The organism is Mesorhizobium sp. M0771 (assembly GCF_040320155.1).
Classification (GTDB): domain Bacteria; phylum Pseudomonadota; class Alphaproteobacteria; order Rhizobiales; family Rhizobiaceae; genus Mesorhizobium.
The window spans coordinates 93,826-107,566 of record NZ_JAMYPC010000019.1 but is presented as its reverse complement, the minus strand read 5'-3'; the positions used below and the strand labels follow the sequence as shown (position 1 = coordinate 107,566).

Here is a 13,741-nt window from a genome sequence, read left to right as displayed (position 1 = left end):
ACTTACCAACGGGTCTTTTCGCCGGGTGCAGCCGGTTCGATTGCCAGCGCATGGACGCCGGCTTGCAGCTCCGCTGCGAGCAATTCGTTGACGGCGCGGTGGCGGTCGATGCGGCTCATGCCGGCAAAGACGGATGAGACGATGCGGACGCGAAAATGCGTCTCGCCGGTGCCGTCATAGGCACCGTGATCGTCGGAGCCGTGGTGGTGATGACCGGCATGAAGGTGGCTTTCATTGACGATCGCCAGCCGCTCCGGCGAAAACGCCTTGTTCAGCTTGTCTTCCATCGTCGCCTGTATGGACATCGCCATCTCCCTTCACCATATCTGCAAGGCGTGATCGGGAAATCGGGATCGATCCCGCCGGGCCGCCTCAAAAATCGCCATTCGCCCTGCTTTATGCCGCGATTCAGCGGTTAGGGCGATGATCGCGAAAATGTCAATTCTTGTTTCGCACGTGCGAACAGCCCATAAATGGGTGAGATGAAACCGTACCCCAAATATTTCGAGAAAATTCGGGTCCGTCCCGACAAGGATGCGGAGCTGAAGTCGCACTCGCCGATCTGCCAGTGGGACGGCTGCAAGGAGGCCGGTACCCACCGGGCGCCGGTCGGACGCATGAAGGAAGGCGAGTATTTTCAGTTCTGCTTCGATCATGTGCGCGAATACAACAAGGGTTTCAACTACTTCTCCGGCGTGCCGGACACCGAGATAGCCCGCTTCCAGAAGGAAGCGATGACCGGCCACCGGCCGACATGGAAGATGGGCGTCGCCGGCGCCTCGACGCGCTCCTCGCCCGATTTCGCCCAGCAGCGTTCCGGTCGCGCCGGCTATTACAACCGCATGCGCGATCCCTTCGATCTGTTCAAAGGGCCGAAGGACCCGCGCGAGGCGCGCGAACGCAAGGCCAAGCCGCTTGAGGCCAAGGCGCTGGAAACGCTTGGCCTTGATACAAAGGCGACTGGCAAGGACATCAAGGCGCGCTATAAGGAACTTGTGAAGCGCCACCATCCGGATGCGAATGGCGGCGATAGAGGTTCGGAAGACCGGTTCCGCGATGTGCTGCAGGCCTATCGCGTGCTCAAGCAGGCGGGTTTGTGCTGAGCAACCTAACGGTTCGTGTCGTTTTCCAACTTTCATAAGGGTGGAAAAGGCTCTAAGACCGCCCCCGGACAAAATCGATTGCCGGCGAAATCAGGCATTTCGCCCGTGGAGACTTGGATAGAGATGAACAAGGTCGATCGCGACATCGCCAATTTGCCCGACACGACGGTGTCGGTGAAAGACAAATTCGGCTTCGAGTCCAAGATGGTGGTGCCGGCCTATTCGGTGACCTCGGAACATGTGCCGGACATCGATCCGGATTATCTGTTCGACAAGGCGACGACGCTGGCGATCCTTGCCGGCTTTGCCTACAACCGCCGCGTCATGGTGTCTGGCTATCACGGCACCGGCAAATCGACCCATATCGAACAGGTCGCCGCCCGCCTTAACTGGCCCTGCGTGCGCGTCAACCTCGACAGCCATGTCAGCCGTATCGACCTCGTCGGCAAGGACGCCATCGTCGTCAAGGATGGCCTGCAGATCACCGAATTCCGCGACGGCATCCTGCCCTGGGCCTACCAGCACAATGTCGCGCTCTGCTTCGACGAGTACGATGCAGGCCGTCCGGACGTGATGTTCGTCATCCAGCGCGTGCTGGAATCGTCGGGCCGCCTGACGCTGCTCGACCAGAGCCGGGTTATCCGCCCGCATCCGGCGTTCCGGCTGTTTTCGACCGCCAACACGGTCGGCCTCGGCGACACTACCGGCCTCTATCACGGCACGCAGCAGATCAACCAGGCGCAGATGGATCGCTGGTCGATCGTCACCACGCTGAACTACCTGCCGCACGACAATGAGGTGAACATCGTGCTGGCCAAGGCCAAGCACTATCGCGACGGCAAGGGCAAGGACATCGTCAACAAGATGGTGCGGGTCGCCGACATGACGCGCTCGGCCTTCATCAATGGCGATCTGTCGACCGTGATGAGCCCGCGTACTGTCATCACCTGGGCCGAAAATGCCGAGATCTTCGGCAATATCGGCATGGCGTTCCGGCTGACCTTCCTCAACAAGTGCGACGAGCTGGAGCGTTCGGTGGTGGCCGAGTTCTACCAGCGCGCCTTCGGCGAGGACCTGCCCGAGAGCGCCGCCAACGTGGTGCTGGGCTGAGCAGAGCCTCGATGGCGGGTCCGGGCGACAACACGCGCAACAAGTCGAAGACGGGGTCTGAAGCCGACAGCTTCAAGCGTGCCGTCACCGTCTGCATGCGCGCCATCGCCGGCGACAAGGAGCTCGAAGTCGGTTTCGCCAAGGACCGCCCGGCGCTCGCCGGCAGCCGCGCCCGTCTGCCCGAACTGCCGAAGAAAGCGTCCAAGACAGACATCGCGATTACTCGTGGCCTGGGCGATTCCATGGCGCTGAAGCGCGCCTGCCACGATCAGCGTATCCACACCAAACTGGCGCCGGAAGGCAAGCTGGCGCGCTCGATCTATGACGCCGTGGAACAGGCCCGCGTCGAGGCGATCGGCAGCCGCGCCATGCAGGGCGTCGCCGACAATATCGGCTCCATGCTGGAGGACAAATACGCCAAGGCCAACCTTGTCGACGTCAAGGACAAGGCCGACGCGCCGATCGAGGAAGCGCTGGCGCTGATGGTGCGCGAAAAGCTGACCGGGCGGCCGATCCCGAAGAGCGGCGAGCGGCTGGTCGAACTCTGGCGGCCCTGGGTCGAGGAGAAGGCCAAGGCCGATCTCGACGGACTGTCGGCCAAGCTCGGCGACCAGCAGGCCTTCGCCCGCGTCGTGCGTGAGATGCTGGCGTCCATGGAGATGGCCGAGGAACTCGGCGACGATCAGGAGACCGAAGACTCCGAGGACAATGACGAGAACCAGCCGCAAGGCGAGGAGCAGAGCGAGGAGGGCGGCGAAGAGGATTCCGGCTCCGAGCAGTCGCAATCCGAGGATGCCGAGGCCTCGGCCGACGACGAACAGTCGTCCGAGACTGAGGCCTCCGACGCCACTGCCGACGATCTTTCCGACGATGACGATGCGGACGCCGAAACGCCGGGCGAGGCGCGCCGTAACGACAACCCGTTCGCCAACCTGCCGAAAGAGATCGACTACAAGGTTTTCACCACCGCCTTCGACGAGACGGTCGGTGCGGAAGAGCTGTGCGAGGAAGAAGAACTCGACCGGCTGCGCGCCTTCCTCGACAAGCAACTGGCCAATCTCTCCGGCGTCGTCGGACGGCTCGCCAACCGGCTGCAGCGCCGCCTGATGGCGCAGCAGAACCGTTCCTGGGATTTCGACCTCGAAGAGGGTTATCTCGATCCGGCACGCCTGGTTCGTGTCGTCATCGACCCGATGCAGCCCTTGTCGTTCAAGCAGGAGCGCGACACCAAATTCCGCGACACGGTGGTGACGCTGGTGCTCGACAATTCGGGCTCGATGCGCGGTCGGCCGATCACGGTTGCCGCCACCTGTGCCGACATTCTGGCGCGCACGCTGGAGCGCTGCGGCGTCTCGGTCGAGATCCTCGGCTTCACCACGCGGGCGTGGAAGGGCGGACAGGCTCGCGAGAAGTGGCTGAAGGACGGCAAGCCGCCGAACCCCGGCCGGCTCAACGATCTGCGCCACATCATCTACAAATCCGCCGATCATCCGTGGCGTCGCGCCCGGCGCAATCTCGGCCTGATGATGCGCGAGGGCCTGCTGAAGGAAAACATCGACGGCGAGGCGTTGTTATGGGCGCACAACCGGCTGATCGCCCGGCCCGAACAGCGCAAGATCCTGATGATGATCTCGGACGGCGCGCCGGTTGACGACTCGACGCTGTCGGTCAATCCTGGCAACTATCTCGAGCGGCACCTGCGCGCCGTCATCGAGCTGATCGAGACGCGCTCGCCGGTCGAGCTTCTGGCCATCGGCATCGGCCACGACGTCACCCGCTATTACAGGCGCGCCGTCACCATCGTCGATGCCGAGGAACTGGCCGGCGCCATGACCGAGCAGCTGGCCTCGCTGTTCGCCGAGGAAAACGTGCGCGATACACGCCGCGGCGGCTACCGGCGCGCCGGATGATTTTTTTGCGCGGCGGGTTTCGGCAGATGCTCTTCGCGGTCACTGCCTTGTCCGGCATGGCGTTTGCGCCGGCCATCGCCGCCGGCCCAAGCGCGGTCGAGCCGGTCGAAGTCTCGGCGCGGCCGATCACCACCTTCCATATCGGCAGCGCCGACAAGCAGTTTGGGCCGCTGGAATTCGTCGGCGGTCTTGAGATGAACTCGACGACGCGCGATTTCGGCGCGCTGTCGGCATTTCGGTTCGTCAAACCCGGCAGCGATTTCATCGGCGTCGCCGATACGGGCTTCTGGTTCTTCGGCTCTATCACCCATGATGCCGACAAGCGGCCGTCCGGCATCCAGAATTTCCGCATGCAGCAGATGGTCGATGAGAAGGGCCGGCCGATCGACAGGAAATGGGAAGTCGATGCCGAGGGCCTTGCAGTCAAGGACGGCATCGCCACCGTCGGCTTCGAGCGCGATCACCGCGTCGCCCAGTTCAAGATCGACCCCAGCAACATGACGGCGCCGTTCAAGCAACTGAACTTTCTGGTTCCAGCCCGCGAACTGCGACAGAACCGCGGTTTCGAGACCGTCACCCACGCCAATCCCAACGGCCAGCACGAGGGCGGCCTCGTCGTGGTCTCGGAAAAGAGCTTGGACAAGGCTGGCAACATCTATGCCGCCATCATCGAAGGGCCGCACAAGGGCGTCTTCACGGTCAAGCGCAACGGCGATTTCGACATCACCGACGGCGCTTTCCTGCCGGATGGCGATCTCTTGCTGCTGGAGCGCAGTTTCTCGATGGCCGGCGGTGTCAGGATGCGGCTGCGACGCATCTATGGCGAAAGCGTCGAGAAGGGCGCGGTTGCCGACGGGCCGGTGCTGATGGAAGCCGATATGGGATACCAGATCGACAATATGGAAGGGCTCGACGTCTGGACCCGCGATGACGGAGCGCTGATGGTGTCGCTGATCTCGGACGACAACCATTCGATCCTGCAGCGCAACCTCTATCTGGAATTCATCCTGCACCAGGATTGAGAGCCCTAAGGCTTGGTGGCGATCCAGATGACGTGGCGCGCGCCGCGCTTGCCATTGGCGCGCGTCTTCACCTCGTCCACGACAAAGCCCGCCTGGTTGAGCCTACGTGTGAAGCCGGCATCGGGGCCTTGCGACCAAACAGCCAGCACGCCTCCGGGCCTGAGCGCTGTACGCGCCGCGCCGAGGCCGGCAGCGCCATAGAGGGCGTCGTTGCCCTTGTAGACGATGCCTTCGGGGCCATTGTCGACATCGAGCAGGATGGCGTCCCAGGCTGCCTTGTCGGATCTTATGATGTGCCCGACGTCGGCTTCGCGAACCGTCACACGGGGATCGTCGAGACAGCCGGCGAAGACCGCCTCCATGGGGCCGCGCGCCCAGGCGATGACGGCGGGGACAAGCTCGGCAACGGTGATGCCTGCGTCGGCGCCCATTTGGGCAAGCGCAGCGCGCAGCGTAAAACCCATGCCGAGGCCGCCGATCAGGATTTTCGGTTGGGCGCGGCCGCCGATCTTTTCACAGGAGAGCTTGGCCAGCGCTTCCTCGGAGCCGCTGAGGCGGCTGTTCATCAGCTCATTGGTGCCGAGCATGATCGAGAATTCGCTGCCGCGCTGCTTGAGGCGCAGTTCCTGTCCGCCGTCAGGCGTTTTGGCCGAGCCGAGCTGGACCCAGGGAATCACGGCCTAGACAGCCACGGCCGGCTGGCTCCAGTGGGCGGCGAGCAGCCGGTAGGGGATCAGGGCCACAACAGCGATGATCAGCTTCACCGAAAGGTCGCCCAGCGCCCAGGAGACCCAGCGCATGGTCTCGACCGGCAGCACGCCCATCAGCGGCGCCGTCTCCAGCGCAAAGCTGTCGTTCGGGCCGGCAAAAGCGAAGGCGGCCGAAAAGGCGATGCTGAAGAACACCAGGGTGTCGAACACCGAGCCGACCAGCGTGCCGACGATCGGCGCGCGCCACCAGCTCTGCCGGCGCAACCGGTTGAACACGGTGACGTCGAGCAATTGCGCGCAAAGGAAGGCCGCGCCGGAAGCTGTGGCGATGCGCACCAGCCGGTCGGCTGATGTCTCGAACTCGATCAGGCCGTGGCGAAACAGGAAGGGCGGGACGAGGATCGAGCAGACTACCGCGGTCATGAAGCCGACAAAGACGATGCGGCGCGCCACGGTCGGCCCGTAGCGGCGGTTGGCAAGGTCGGTGACCAGGAAGGAGAAGGGATAGGTGAAGGCGCCCCAGGTCAGGATGTCGCCCAGCGACAGACCGCCGGCCTGGCCCTGCATCGGGAACTGCACGAGGATGTTCGATGCCACGACGACAAGCGCCATGGCGGCCACAAAGGGCAGATATCGCGAGAAGGAAGTCATTTTTTTATCCTGGGTAATGGAACCAGCCAGGCGCTAGCCGAGGTTCGGGTCGCGCTGCCTTGCAAGTTTTGAGCGTCGGATTGCTCCGATGCTGCTGCCTTAGAAGTTTTGAGCATCGGATTGCTCCGATGCTCAGGGCGGTCGTCCCCCGCCTTGATATCGTTAAGCGGCGGGCTGGTCGGCCAGCTTCTTGGCGATCTGCTTCTTCAACAGGCGCGCGCGCTGCGACAATTCCTTGGCGTCGGCCTTGGCCAGGAAGGCGTCGAGGCCGCCGCGATGCTCGACCGAACGCAGCGCGTTGGCCGAAATGCGCAGGCGCACATTCTGGTTCAGCGCTTCCGAAATCAGCGTCACATTGACGAGGTTCGGCAGGAAGCGGCGCTTGGTCTTGTTGTTGGCGTGGCTCACATTGTTGCCGGTCTGGACTGCCTTGGCAGTGAGTTCGCAGGTGCGGGACATGGTTCTAACCTTCAGTTCTGTCTAAGCCTGCCAAACCTTGTTCGCCCGCGCCGGGTGGCGCGCGGTTTCAGTCAGGCGGCCTTATGGAAAAGTTGGCGTTCCATAGTTGCATTTCGCCAATGCGTCAAGCTCCGGCTTGCCCACGACTGTGACGAGCGTTTCACATAAAGGCCGGAATTCAGCCTATAAGCGGTCGGACAGGGACATCTCAAGCCGGAGTCGCCCGCCTCCGGTTAAAAAATCAAGGACCGAGCCCGCCATGCTTCGCCCGTCACATGCCGTTGTCGCCATATTTGTCGCCGCCTTGCCAACATCAACCCTTGCCGCCGCGCCCGCAGCCACCGCACAGTCCTTCAAGGGCGAATACACGGTGTCGTTCCTCGGTCTTTCCGTGGCCAAGGCGACATTTTCCAGCCACTACGAAGGCGATAGCTATTCCATAGACGGCACCGTCTCCAGCGCGGGTCTCGCCACCTTGTTCGACGACACGAGCGGCACGATCTCGTCAAAGGGCAAGATCCTGGGCAAGCAGATGCAGCCGCAGGTATTTCGCGCCGATTATAAGTCCGGCAAGAAGGCTTCCATGGTCGATATCCGCTTTGCCAATGGCGCGGTGACCGCCACCCAGATCATTCCCGAGCCGAAAAAGCGCAATCCCAAAAACTGGATACCGCTGGGCAGCAACGATCTGGCATCGGTGCTCGATCCGATGGCGGCTACCGTCATCCATGCTGACAGCCTCGACCAGGTCTGTGGGCGCAAGGTGAAATTCTATGACGGCGAGATGCGCGCCGACCTGACGCTGACCTACGCCTCGAAAGGATCGATCTCGGTCAAGGGCTACAAGGGCGACACCGTTACCTGCAAGATGAGCTTCGAGCCGGTGGCAGGCTACCGCAAGGGCCGCAAGGCGCTGAATTACCTGAAGAAGAAGAGCCAGATGATGGTGACGTTTGCACCGCTCGGCCAAACCGGCATATATGCGCCGATCCACGCCACGGTCGGGACGCAGATCGGCACCTTGACTGTCAGCGCGGGGCGGTTCGAAGCAACTGAATAGATGCGCCTACCCGAATAGAAATGGGGCGCGTCGCCGGAGACGGGCATGGGGCGCGCAACACTGATCGGTTTCTCGGCGGTCGCCATGTGGGCGCTGCTGGCGTTGCTCACCGATGCGTCGGGCGCCGTGCCGCCATTCTTGCTCTCGGCCATCACCTTCACCATCGGCACCGCGGTCGGGCTGGTTGCCCGGCTGTTCATGCCGGCGACCGATAAAAGCCTGAAGATCCCACGCCAGGTCTGGGTGATCGGCATTGCCGGACTGTTCGGCTACCATTTCTTCTATTTCACCGCGCTGCGCAACGCGCCGGCGGTGGAGGCAAGCCTGATCGCCTATCTGTGGCCGCTGCTGATCGTGCTCGGATCAGCGCTGATGCCGGGCGAGAAGCTGGCCTGGAACCATGTCGTCGGCGCGCTACTCGGGCTCGCCGGGACCGTGCTGATCGTCACCAAGGGTGGCGGCCTCGCCTTCGATGCTCGCTACACCTTCGGCTATGCGATGGCGGCCGTGTGTGCGCTGCTGTGGTCGTCCTATTCGCTGCTGTCGCGGCGCTTTCCGGCGGTGCCAACCTCGATCGTCACCTGGTTCTGCGCCGCCACCGCAGCCCTGTCCCTCATCTGCCATCTTCTGCTGGAAAAGACGGTGCTGCCCGATGGCCCCGGCCAGTGGCTGGCGGTGGTTGGTTTGGGGTTGATGCCGGTGGGTGCCGCCTTCTATGCCTGGGATATCGGCGTCAAGCGCGGCAACATCCAGGTGCTCGGCGCGGCAAGCTATGCGGCGCCACTGCTGTCGACATTGGTGCTGATCGCGGCGGGCGTTGCCGAGCCGTCGCTGCGTATCTTGGCCGCCTGCGTGTTGATCACGGGTGGGGCGGCGCTGGCGGCGAAATCGTTGTTCCTGCGCAAGGCGGCAACTGGCGGGGCAAGCGCATGACGATGCCGTTTGCCGGCGGCATCGACGCCAACGCAAATGCAACATTGATTTTTTCGCTGGTGGCGGCAGTGATCTACGCCTTCACCCTGGATATGCGGCCGACGCTGGCCCGCTCGGCGGCAAAGACGCTGGCCGTGGCCATGCTTGCGGCGCTGGCCTTCATGCAAGGTGGGCCGCTGTTGCTCGTCGTCGCACTGCTGCTCAGCGGCGTCGGCGATGCCTTCCTGTCGCGTGACGGCGAAAAGGCCTTCCTCGGCGGGCTGGCCAGCTTCCTTGCGGCGCATGTCCTCTATGTGCCGCTCTTCCTGCGCGGCGGCGGCGGGCTGGATGTGCTCAGCACCGAGACATGGCGCGGCGCCATCGCGCTTGCCATGGCGGCCTTCGCAGTCGTCATGCTGGCGGCGCTCTGGCGCCGTGTCAGTCCCGGCCTGCGGGTGCCGATCGCCATCTATATCGCGGCCATTCTGGCGATGGGCATCTCGGCGTTGACGCTCGACAATCCGTGGGTCATCGGCGGCGCTGTTATGTTCATGGCATCGGACGGGCTGCTTGCCGCGGAGAAATTCCTGGTTCCGGCAATAGCACCCTATCGCGCCGGCATCCGTTATGCGGTCTGGGTGCTCTACTATGCCGCCCAGCTCTGCATAACTCTTGGTTTTCTTCTGGCCTAAGGCTGCCAGCCCGGCTCGGCCATTTCAAACGCGGCGAAGTCGAAGCCCGGCGCCACGGTGCAGCCGACCAACGTCCATTCGCCGAGGCTGCGCGCTGATTGCCACCAGCCGGCCGGCACAACGATCTGCGGCCGCTCGCCCGCCGCAAGTTCAATGCCGAGCACCTGCTCGATCACCTGGTTTACCTTTGGACTGCCTTCCTCGCACGTCGACAGCGCCAGCGGCGCCCCGGCATGGAAATGCCAGACCTCGGCCGCGTCCTTGACCCGGTGCCAGGCCGAAATCTGGTCCTGTTCAAGGAGGAAATAGATCGCCGTCGAATGGCCACGCGCGCCACCGGCGCCGTCGCGAAAGGTCTCGGCATACCAGCCGCCTTCCGGATGCGGCTTGAGGCCAAGCATGGCGATGATTTCAGCGGCGCTGGTCATGGCTGATCCCGGAACGATGCTCAGAAATTGTCCTTGCGCTTGCGGATTTCCGCGAACACTTCGGCGTCGGAGGCCTCCTCCATACCGAGATGCTTGCGGATCGCCGGGTCGTGCCAGCGCAGGAACGGATTGGTCGACAATTCCTCGCCGATCGTGGTCGGCAGCGTCGCCTTGTTGTCGGCGCGCAGGGTCTCGATCTTGGCGGCACGTTCTTTCAGCGCCGAATTGGTCGGGTCGACGGTCAACGCAAAGCGGGCGTTCGAAAGCGTATACTCATGGCCGCAATAGATGACCGTGTCCGCCGGGAGTGCGGCGAGCTTCTTCAGCGACTCATACATCACCGGCGGCTTGCATTCGAACAGCCGGCCGCAGCCGAGCGCGAACAAAGTGTCGGCGGTGAACGCCACTTTCGAGGCCGGAAAATGATAGGAGACATGGCCCGCAGTGTGGCCGGGCGTGGCGATGACATCGATCCGCTCGCCGCCGAGATGGACGACCGAGCCTTGCCCGACGGTCTCGTCGATGCCGGGGATCTTTTCCTTTTCAGCCTCCGGTCCGACGATGCGCAGCTTGAAGCGCTCCTTCAGCGCCAGATTGGCCTCGACATGGTCGACATGGTGGTGGGTGGTCAGGATCATCGTCGGCTTCCAGCCGGTACGCTCGATCGCGGCAATGATCGGCGCTTCTTCGGGCGCGTCGATAATGGCGGTCTCGCCGCTTTTCGGGTCATGCACCAGCACGCCGAAATTGTCGCTGCGGCACATGAACTGTTCGATTTCGACGGGCATTGGCATCTCTCCATCTGTTGGCGCAGACATAGGGCGCTTGGCCGCCGATGTCACTCTAGCTTTGCAGAACGTGCCGGCTTTGTTGAACTTGGGCGGCATCGCAGCTACCGTCCCGCGCATGCATTCCGATATCGTCGATCTCCGCTCCTTCTATTCGACCACGCTCGGCCGCCTGGCTGAACGCTCGATCACCATGGCGCTGTCCTCAATATGGGCAACAGTGCCCAATGAGCGGCTGGTCGGGCTCGGCTATACCTTGCCGTGGCTGGAGCGGTTCGGCACCGATGCCGAGCGGGTGTTTGCCTTCATGCCTGCTACGCAAGGCGCCGTCGTCTGGCCGGCGAACGGGCCGACGGCTACGGCGCTGGTCTTCGACGAGGAATTGCCGCTGGTCGATTCCTGCATCGACCGCATGCTGCTCGTGCATTCGCTCGAACATGTCGAAAACCCGCGCGAGACGCTGAACGAGATCTGGCGGGTGCTGTCGCCGGCAGGGCGCGTCGTCATCGTCGTGCCCAACCGGCGCGGTGTCTGGGCGCGGTTCGAGCACACGCCGTTCGGCAATGGCCGGCCGTTCTCGCGCGGCCAGTTGACAGAATTGCTGCGCGAGGCGAATTTCACACCGGCTTCCTGGTCCGACGCGCTGTTCTTCCCGCCATCGCCGCGGCGCTTCATGATGCGGTTCCACAATGTGCTGGAGCGCGCCGGCCGGCGGTTCTGGCCGATCTTTTCCGGCGTCATCGTGGTCGAGGCGCAGAAGCGGCTCTATCAGGGCGTGCCGGTCGCGCAGCGCGCCTCGCGCCGTGTCTTCGTGCCGGTACTGTCACCGCACGGTGCGACGCGGCTTGGCCGCCGGGCGGAAGGGGTGACATCGACGACGCGTCAGGTGACACCTTCGTGATCATCATGAAAACTGGTGTTGCGTGGGTTTTTCCCACCTATCTGTCACAGATGCATTCGCGGTCCGTTTGAGCGGCGGATGCCTTCAAGTCTCTCCATCTGGTTTCAGCAACGCTTCTGAACGCAAGGACCTCGTGCATGGCTGATCAACCGGACAAGTCCGCCACCGCTCAGCCGGTAACCGTCGAAGCCAGCAGCCTGCGCGATCAGGTGGCGACGATCAAACGGGCGCTGATAGGCTCACCGGTGCGCAAGTGGCTGGTCTGGACGTCGGTCGGCATTATGGCGGTCATCGTCGCCACGTCGATCGGCCAGGTTCTGCTCAACCGCTGGAACCAGCCTTTCTACGATGCGCTGGCGCGTCGCGACATGGCGGCCTTCCTGCATCAACTGATGATCTTTGCCGTGATTGCCGGCACGCTGCTGCTGCTCAACATCGCTCAGACCTGGCTCAACCAGATGATCCGGCTGAAGCTGCGCGAGGCGCTGACGCTCGACCTGATCGACCAATGGATGCGGCCGGCGCGGGCCTTCCGGCTCGCCAATGCCGGCGCCATCGGCGTCAATCCCGACCAGCGCATGCAGCAGGATGCCGCGCATCTGTCCGATCTGTCGACGGACCTCGGCGTCGGCCTGCTGCAATCCTTCATCCTGCTGGTGTCGTTCGTCGGCGTGCTTTGGCAACTCTCGTCGGGCTTCGTCTTCCACATCAACGGCTGGTCGCTGGCGATACCGGGCTACATGGTCTGGGCCGCGTTCCTCTATGCCGGCATCGCCTCCTGGCTGAGCTGGCTGGTCGGGCGGCCGCTGATCCGCCTCAACAGCGACCGCTACACCCGCGAGGCCGAGCTGCGTTCCGGGATGGTGCGCGTCAACGAGAATGTCGACGCCATCGCGCTCTATCACGGCGAAGCCGATGCCAAGAGACGGCTCGAAATCGACCTTGGCACGGTGCTGGGCGCGATGCGAAACATCTACAAAGCGCAGATCAACCTTTCCTGGGTGACCGATACCTATGGCTGGATCACCGTGGTGGCGCCGATCCTGGTGGCATCGCCGGTCTATTTTTCAGGCGACATCAGCTTTGGCGGGTTGATGATGGCGGTCGGCGCCTTCAACCAGGTGCACTCGTCGCTGCGCTGGTTCATCAACAATATCGGCGGCATCGCCGACTGGCGCGCCACGCTGATGCGCGTTGCCGACTTCCGCATTGCGCTCGATGAAACCGATGTGCTGCACGACAAGGAAAAGCGCATCGAATTCGGCGATAACGCCAATGGCAGCCTGACCTTCGAGAAGCTCCAAGTGGCCTCGCCGGAGGGCTGCACCAAACTTTCAGACAGCCATGTCGAGATCCATCCCGGCGAGCGCGTCATGATCACCGGCGACCCAGGCGCTGGCAAGACATTGTTCTTCCGCGCCATTGCCGGCCTTTGGCCCTGGGGCAGCGGGCGGATCGGCTTGCCGGCCGGAGAAACGCCGATTTTCGTGCCGCGTGTTCCGTATTTTCCTGCCGGCACGTTACGCGAAGTGCTGCATCCGAATGGCTCGGCGCCGGCTGGCGATGCTGATTTTGGGGCGGTGCTGGCCGAGGTCGGCCTCGAGCGGCTGTCATCCTCGCTCGACCGTTCCGCACGCTGGGAGCGTGAACTCAACGATGACGAACAGCGGTCGCTGGCCTTCGCCAGGCTGGCCTTGCGGCAGCCGAAATGGGTGGTCATCGACGAAGCGATGGACGCGTTCGATGGTCCTTCGCTGCGAAGGGTACTGTCCATGCTGGAGAAACGCCTGCCGGAAACCGCGATCCTCAACATCGGGCGCGGACTGCACAATGGTCATTTCTTTCCACGCGCATTGAACATCGTGAAGGATACGGGTGCTGCGGCACTGAAACCCGCTCGAGTCAGGACCGGCGCCATCGACCCGCCGCCGAAAGCGGCCGTGCGGCGAAAGAAGTAGAAGGGGCTTTATTTCGCCGCGATCGCGGCGAAGATTC

At 63.2% G+C, this 13,741-nt stretch carries 15 protein-coding genes; 9 read left to right on the top strand and 6 right to left on the bottom strand.

The genetic code is table 11. From position 1 onward, the window contains the following. Nucleotides 1-2: 2 nt before the first annotated feature. Entirely contained in the window at nucleotides 3-305 is a 303-nt protein-coding gene (locus tag NKI05_RS25200; protein WP_023670675.1) for a BolA family protein, read from the bottom strand. Nucleotides 306-473: 168 nt separating this feature from the next. Here NKI05_RS25200 and NKI05_RS25195 point away from each other — a divergent pair, with 168 nt between their 5' ends. The 4 genes from NKI05_RS25195 (at nucleotide 474) to NKI05_RS25180 (ending at nucleotide 5,145) form a co-directional block, all read left to right on the top strand. After that, complete coding sequence (locus NKI05_RS25195; RefSeq protein WP_032887126.1) at nucleotides 474-1,103, top strand: J domain-containing protein; 630 nt, start codon at nucleotides 474-476, stop codon at nucleotides 1,101-1,103. A 123-nt stretch (nucleotides 1,104-1,226) separates the two neighbouring features. Beyond that, entirely contained in the window at nucleotides 1,227-2,213 is a 987-nt protein-coding gene (cobS, locus tag NKI05_RS25190) for a cobaltochelatase subunit CobS (RefSeq protein ID WP_023670677.1), read from the top strand. Between the two features lie 11 nt (nucleotides 2,214-2,224). Beyond that, nucleotides 2,225-4,123 (top strand): cobaltochelatase subunit CobT, encoded by a 1,899-nt coding sequence (gene cobT / locus NKI05_RS25185; RefSeq protein ID WP_023685363.1) that lies wholly within the window; start codon nucleotides 2,225-2,227, stop codon nucleotides 4,121-4,123. Then, a complete protein-coding gene (locus NKI05_RS25180) occupies nucleotides 4,120-5,145 on the top strand; it encodes an esterase-like activity of phytase family protein (protein WP_023685362.1) in 1,026 nt (341 codons plus the stop codon). The genes cobT and NKI05_RS25180 overlap by 4 nt, the downstream gene beginning before the upstream one ends. Nucleotides 5,146-5,150: 5 nt before the next feature. Here the strand turns inward: NKI05_RS25180 and NKI05_RS25175 are convergent, their stop codons facing one another. The 3 genes from NKI05_RS25175 to rpmB all read right to left on the bottom strand — a co-directional run bounded on the left by NKI05_RS25175 (nucleotide 5,151) and on the right by rpmB (nucleotide 6,965). Beyond that, entirely contained in the window at nucleotides 5,151-5,822 is a 672-nt protein-coding gene (locus NKI05_RS25175) for a spermidine synthase (RefSeq protein ID WP_023685361.1), read from the bottom strand. Nucleotides 5,823-5,825: 3 nt separating this feature from the next. Beyond that, a complete protein-coding gene (locus NKI05_RS25170; RefSeq protein WP_023685360.1) occupies nucleotides 5,826-6,506 on the bottom strand; it encodes a queuosine precursor transporter in 681 nt (226 codons plus the stop codon). A 162-nt stretch (nucleotides 6,507-6,668) separates the two neighbouring features. Continuing rightward, nucleotides 6,669-6,965, bottom strand: a complete 297-nt coding sequence (gene rpmB, locus NKI05_RS25165) for a 50S ribosomal protein L28 (RefSeq protein ID WP_023670682.1) — start codon at nucleotides 6,963-6,965, stop codon at nucleotides 6,669-6,671. Nucleotides 6,966-7,224: 259 nt separating this feature from the next. Here rpmB and NKI05_RS25160 point away from each other — a divergent pair, with 259 nt between their 5' ends. From NKI05_RS25160 to NKI05_RS25150, 3 genes are read left to right on the top strand one after another with little or no spacing between them, the layout of a single operon-like run. Beyond that, the gene (locus NKI05_RS25160) at nucleotides 7,225-8,025 is read left to right on the top strand and encodes a DUF3108 domain-containing protein (RefSeq protein WP_023685359.1); all 801 of its coding nucleotides are present in this window, start codon (nucleotides 7,225-7,227) and stop codon (nucleotides 8,023-8,025) included. A gap of 45 nt (nucleotides 8,026-8,070) precedes the next feature. Continuing rightward, nucleotides 8,071-8,958: an aromatic amino acid exporter YddG gene (gene yddG, locus NKI05_RS25155; protein ID WP_023670684.1), complete on the top strand. Its 888-nt coding sequence runs from the start codon at nucleotides 8,071-8,073 to the stop codon at nucleotides 8,956-8,958. Next, nucleotides 8,955-9,629: a lysoplasmalogenase family protein gene (locus tag NKI05_RS25150; protein WP_023670685.1), complete on the top strand. Its 675-nt coding sequence runs from the start codon at nucleotides 8,955-8,957 to the stop codon at nucleotides 9,627-9,629. Before yddG ends, NKI05_RS25150 begins: the two co-directional genes overlap by 4 nt. On the opposite strand, the gene NKI05_RS25145 is transcribed toward NKI05_RS25150, so the two are convergent. Next, nucleotides 9,626-10,057: a cupin domain-containing protein gene (locus tag NKI05_RS25145; protein ID WP_023686724.1), complete on the bottom strand. Its 432-nt coding sequence runs from the start codon at nucleotides 10,055-10,057 to the stop codon at nucleotides 9,626-9,628. The two genes, NKI05_RS25150 and NKI05_RS25145, sit on opposite strands and share 4 nt — an antisense overlap. A 20-nt stretch (nucleotides 10,058-10,077) precedes the next feature. Beyond that, nucleotides 10,078-10,845, bottom strand: coding sequence for a hydroxyacylglutathione hydrolase (gloB, locus tag NKI05_RS25140; RefSeq protein ID WP_023670687.1), 768 nt, complete (start codon nucleotides 10,843-10,845; stop codon nucleotides 10,078-10,080). Between the two features lie 118 nt (nucleotides 10,846-10,963). On the opposite strand from gloB, the gene NKI05_RS25135 reads away from it, so the two are divergent. Together NKI05_RS25135 and NKI05_RS25130 are read left to right on the top strand one after the other, a co-directional pair. Next, entirely contained in the window at nucleotides 10,964-11,746 is a 783-nt protein-coding gene (locus NKI05_RS25135; protein ID WP_023670688.1) for a class I SAM-dependent methyltransferase, read from the top strand. Nucleotides 11,747-11,883: 137 nt separating this feature from the next. Then, nucleotides 11,884-13,704 (top strand): ABC transporter ATP-binding protein/permease, encoded by a 1,821-nt coding sequence (locus tag NKI05_RS25130; RefSeq protein WP_352793383.1) that lies wholly within the window; start codon nucleotides 11,884-11,886, stop codon nucleotides 13,702-13,704. Nucleotides 13,705-13,741 lie beyond the last annotated feature (37 nt).